The sequence below is a fragment of the Candidatus Margulisiibacteriota bacterium genome (assembly GCA_031268855.1).
Taxonomy (GTDB): Bacteria; Margulisbacteria; Termititenacia; order Termititenacales; family Termititenacaceae; genus Termititenax.
This window is the reverse complement of the sequence record JAIRWS010000084.1, coordinates 1-4,570: the sequence shown is the minus strand read 5'-3', so window position 1 is coordinate 4,570 and position 4,570 is coordinate 1. Positions and strand designations below refer to the sequence as shown.

General features: G+C 53.6%; 5 protein-coding genes. 3 read left to right on the top strand and 2 right to left on the bottom strand.

The annotated features are described in order from the left end of the window. A partial coding sequence (mnmG, locus tag LBJ25_05190) for a tRNA uridine-5-carboxymethylaminomethyl(34) synthesis enzyme MnmG (protein ID MDR1453349.1) occupies positions 1 to 1,851 on the top strand: 1,851 nt, incomplete at its 5' end. Here mnmG and LBJ25_05185 read toward each other — a convergent pair. Next, complete coding sequence (locus LBJ25_05185) at positions 1,787 to 2,062, bottom strand: hypothetical protein (protein MDR1453348.1); 276 nt, start codon at positions 2,060 to 2,062, stop codon at positions 1,787 to 1,789. The two genes, mnmG and LBJ25_05185, sit on opposite strands and share 65 nt — an antisense overlap. An 85-nt stretch (positions 2,063 to 2,147) precedes the next feature. Here LBJ25_05185 and rsmG point away from each other — a divergent pair, with 85 nt between their 5' ends. Then, on the top strand, positions 2,148 to 2,816 hold the full coding sequence (rsmG, locus tag LBJ25_05180) for a 16S rRNA (guanine(527)-N(7))-methyltransferase RsmG (GenBank protein ID MDR1453347.1): 669 nt from the start codon (positions 2,148 to 2,150) through the stop codon (positions 2,814 to 2,816). Positions 2,817 to 2,850: 34 nt separating this feature from the next. Next, positions 2,851 to 4,251 (top strand): MATE family efflux transporter, encoded by a 1,401-nt coding sequence (locus LBJ25_05175; GenBank protein ID MDR1453346.1) that lies wholly within the window; start codon positions 2,851 to 2,853, stop codon positions 4,249 to 4,251. Between the two features lie 82 nt (positions 4,252 to 4,333). On the opposite strand, the gene LBJ25_05170 is transcribed toward LBJ25_05175, so the two are convergent. Continuing rightward, positions 4,334 to 4,570, bottom strand: a 237-nt coding sequence (locus tag LBJ25_05170) for a hypothetical protein (protein MDR1453345.1), incomplete at its 5' end; no start/stop codon positions are given.

The following is a 4,570-nucleotide window of genomic DNA, read 5'->3' as shown; positions in this document are numbered from 1 at the left end:
GGCGCGGGGCATGCTGGTATCGAGGCCGCGCTGGCCTGCGCGCGGCTGGGGCTGGATACGCTGCTGCTCACGCTCAATCTCGACACGCTCGGCAAAATGTCCTGTAATCCCGCGATCGGCGGCCCGGGCAAATCGCAGCTCGTCCGCGAACTCGACGCGCTCGGCGGTGAAATGGGCAAAGCCGCGGACGCCACGTTTTTGCAATTAAAAATGCTCAATCTCTCCAAAGGCCCCGCGGTACATTCCCTGCGCGCGCAGTCTGACCGCGCGGAGTATATGCGCTACATGAAAAAAATTGTGGAGAATACGCCGCGGCTCGATGTGAAGCAGGCCGAAGTTACGGAGTTGATCCTGACGGACAAAACCTTTCGGGGCGTGAAAACAAAAATGGGCTTTGCGTATTACGCGCGCGCGCTGGTCTTGACGACCGGCACTTTTTTGCGCGGCGAGATTTTTATCGGACTGGAGTCTACGCCGGCCGGCCGGCTGGGCGAGTTTTCCGCGGACGCGCTGACGGCCTCGCTGAACGCGCAGGGCCTGCGCACCGGCCGTTTAAAAACCGGCACGCCGCCGCGCCTTGACCGCCGCACGATCGATTTTACGAAAATTCAGGCCGAGCCCGGGCTGGAAGAAAAACATTTTTTTTCTTTTGAGACGGAGCGAGGGCTGAGCGGAGCCGAAGCCCGGCCGCAACAGCCCTGTTATCTGGTGCGCACCAATCCGCGCGCGCATGAGATTATCCGCGCCAATCTTGACCGCTCGCCGTTGTATCAGGGGCTGATCAACGCCGTCGGCCCGCGCTATTGTCCGTCGATCGAGGACAAAGTCCAGCGTTTTGCGGATAAGGACAGTCATCACCTTTTTCTGGAACCGGAAGGCGCGGACACCAACGAGATGTACGCGCAGGGTTTTTCGACCTCACTGCCCTGTGATGTGCAGCTGGCGGTTTTGCGGACGATCCCCGGGCTGGAAAGTGTGGAGATCATGCGGCCGGGTTATGCCGTCGCTTATGATTTTATTTATCCTGAGCAGCTCGACCGCTGTCTAAAATTACGTGAATTTACCGGAATTTTTACGGCCGGGCAGATTAATGGCACATCTGGCTATGAAGAGGCCGCCGCGCAGGGGCTGCTTGCCGGTATCAACGCCGCGCGTTTTGTCCGCGGACAGGAGCTGTTTTTCCTGACCAGAGAGGAAAGCTATATTGGCACGCTTGTCGATGACCTGATCACCAAGGAAATACGCGAGCCTTACCGCATGATGACCTCACGCTCGGAATACCGGCTTTTTTTGCGTCAGGATAACGCCGAGGATAGATTGTTGGAAAAAGGCCGGGAAATAGGGCTGATCTCCGCGCAAAGATGCCAAAAATTCCAGCAAGCGCGGGAGAAAATAGAAGCGGAAAAGGTCAGACTGACGGAATTTAAAGTAATGCCAAACAAAAAAAACACAGAATTTTTGCTGAATTTAGGCGAAAAACTGACGAAGCCGTCAAGCGGAGCTGAACTATTAAAAAGACAAAAAATCTCTTTGTTAAGTTTGAGAGAACTCGGTTTTCTTACAGTGTTAAGTGGCGTCGAGGCCGAAAAGCTGGAGATAGAAATCAAATATTCGGCTTATTTAGCAGAGGTAGAGCAGCAGATCCGCCGCGCGCGGGAAGCGGAGAAAAGAAAAATCCCTCCGGGAACGGATTATGATGCCATGACCGGCCTGCGCAAAGAGGCCAGAGAGAAGCTCAAAAAAATCAGGCCGGAGACTGTCGGGCAGGCCTCGCGTCTGGCCGGCGTTAATCCGGCGGATATTTCGATATTGCTGGTGTGGCTGCACCGTCTGAGGGCCGATCAGAAATGAGCGTCGGCGAATTATTCCTGCGGGTGATCGCGTTCCAATATTCGTCCAGCAGATCTTGAAGATTATTAAGAGGAGACGCGGTGATAAGCACCCCATTGAAAGCGCCTTTTATGATCCGGCCGTTTTTTTTGGCGGCAGACAACAGGGAGTGACAATAATCGTTGATATGAGGATAGTTCCCTGATAAATAAGCGGCTAACTTTTTCTGCATAAACCGTCTCCGATGAATTAGGGAAATACTACAGCGGGCTGGTGTTTTTGACAACAGGAAGCCGTCCCATGCTAAGATAAAAAACATGTCCATTTATGAAAAACTTTTTGCTTTGCAGACCGCTTATAACGCGCATACAAATATTACGCGCCTTTCCACGCGAGAGGATTTTTATTTGAAGCATATTGAGGACTCGCTGGCCTTGCTGCCGTTTTTGACTGCGCCTTTCGACGCCGCTCAAGGCCCGGATGCTGAGCGGCGGTCTCCGACTGTAAGCCCGTTAGGGAGCGAAGTCGAGGAGAGTCGAAGTGTCCGCTTGATCGACATCGGCACGGGTGCGGGTTATCCGGGGCTTCCTCTGGCGATAGAGCGACCGGATCTACAGGTTACGCTCAACGACAGCACGTTGAAAAAAATTAAATATGTGCGGTCCGCCATTGACGCGCTGTCCCTGCCCAACGCGCAGACGGTCTGGGAACGCGCGGAAAAACTAAACCGGCAAAAAGAATATCAAGGCCAGTACGATTTTGTGACAGTGCGGGCGGTCGCGGAGATCAAAGAACTGTGCCAATTAGCCGCGCCGTTTTTGCGGCCGGACGGCAAAGCGCTGTTTATGAAAGCGAAAAATGTGGAAACGGAAATTTCCGCCGCTAAGCGCGCCGCGGCCAGAAGCGGACTATCTTTGCTGGATGTCTCCAAATATAAACTGGCAGACATGGATAGGGCGATAGTAGTTTATCTCAAGACAGGCTAGAATTGGCCGCCTTGTTTGGGGCGGGAGAAAAAAAATGAATGCGGAAGAAGCGGTAGCACAAAACAAAATGGGCACGCAGCCCATCAACCGCCTGCTGCTGGGCATGGCGCTGCCGATGATGTTTGCCATGTTCGTGCAGTCGCTGTACAACATCGTCGACCGCATCTTTGTCGCGTACCTGAGCGAAGACGCGTTTGCCGCGGTGTCACTGACTTTTCCGGCGCAGATGCTGATGTTGCAGGTCGCGGTCGGCATCAGCGTCGGCATCAACGCGCTGCTTTCCAAAAGTCTTGGCGAACGGAATTTTGCGCAGGTAAATAAATCCGCGCTGAATGGTCTTTTTCTGGCCGGACTGGCCGCCGTGGTTTTCATGGTTTTCGGCGGCTGGGGCACGGAGATTTATTTTCGTTCGCAAAATGTTTCCGGCGCGCTTCTGCAATACGGCCAGGAGTATCTCTCGCTGGTCAGTCTTTTTTCGGCAACGCTGGTCGGGCAGGTTATTCTGGAGAGGCTGCTGATGTCCACGGGCAAAGCTGTTTATCAGATGATCTCGCAGATCGTTGGCGCGGTCGTGAATATTATCCTCGATCCAATTATGATTTTCGGTCTGCTGGGCTGTCCAGCGCTGGGCGTGAAAGGCGCGGCGGTGGCGACCGTTCTCGGCGAAGGCTCGGCCTGCGCACTCGCGCTGTATTTCAATCTGACCAAAAACAAAGAAATAAATTTTTCTTTTCGCGGTTTCCGTCCAGACCTTACGGTGATCCGCAAGATCTGCGCGGTCGGTGTGCCGGCGATTTTAATGGGCACGCTGCTTTCGCTGGCGATATACGGGCAAAACAGAATTTTAATGGGACTGGCGGAGGCGTCCACGGCGGTGGCCGTGCTGGGCGCCTATTTTGGTCTGGAGAGTTTTGTTTTTATGCCGGTTTTTGGCCTCAACAACGCGCTGATCCCGATTGTGGCTTATAATTTTGGCGCGCGGAACAAACAGCGCCTGCTGCGCGCCCTGAAATTGGGCTGTCTTTACACGCTCGGCATTATGCTGCTGGGCACGCTGTTGTTCCAGCTCTTTGCGGAAAAACTCCTGCTAATTTTTAATGCGACCGAACAGATGCTGCGGATCGGCGCGCCGGCTTTGCGGATTATCAGTATTAGTTATGTGTTTTTTGCTTTGGGGATTGTTTTGAATTCGGTTTTTCAAGCGCTGGGACACGGACTGGAAAGTTTTCTGGCGACAGCGTTCCGGCTGGGTGTGCTGCTGCTCTCGGTCTGGCTGCTGTCGCTTACGGGCGTCCTGGCGGCGGTCTGGTGGTCATCGCCGCTCTCCGGCGCGGCCGCGCTGTTGTTCAGTTTGTTTTTGTTTAGGCGCATTTACGAAAGACAAATTGAAACTATTCCCGCAGCCGCGGTGGAAACCTGCCCGGCAGGAAATTAAGAAAGGGACAGGCGCGTACTACTCCGCGCCGGGCAATGTAAAGTCATTCGTTGAAACTAATATTTTCTCATCACTTTTCTTGCTATCCAGAAGATACCAAATCTTGCCGGTCTTTTCTTCTATGCGCATTATTCTCATCCAGCGCCATGCCGCAGGTTATCCCTTGCCTTGTGCCTAGATCATCCCTGCTGCCGCTGTAAGGCAGGTCAAAAAATACCCTGTTAATATGTTCTGCCAGGGTCAGCTGTTTTTGTTGGTCTTGCTCCAAAGCGTCTAAAATAGCGTCGGCGATCTTGGTCCCCAGCCAGATGCCAATATC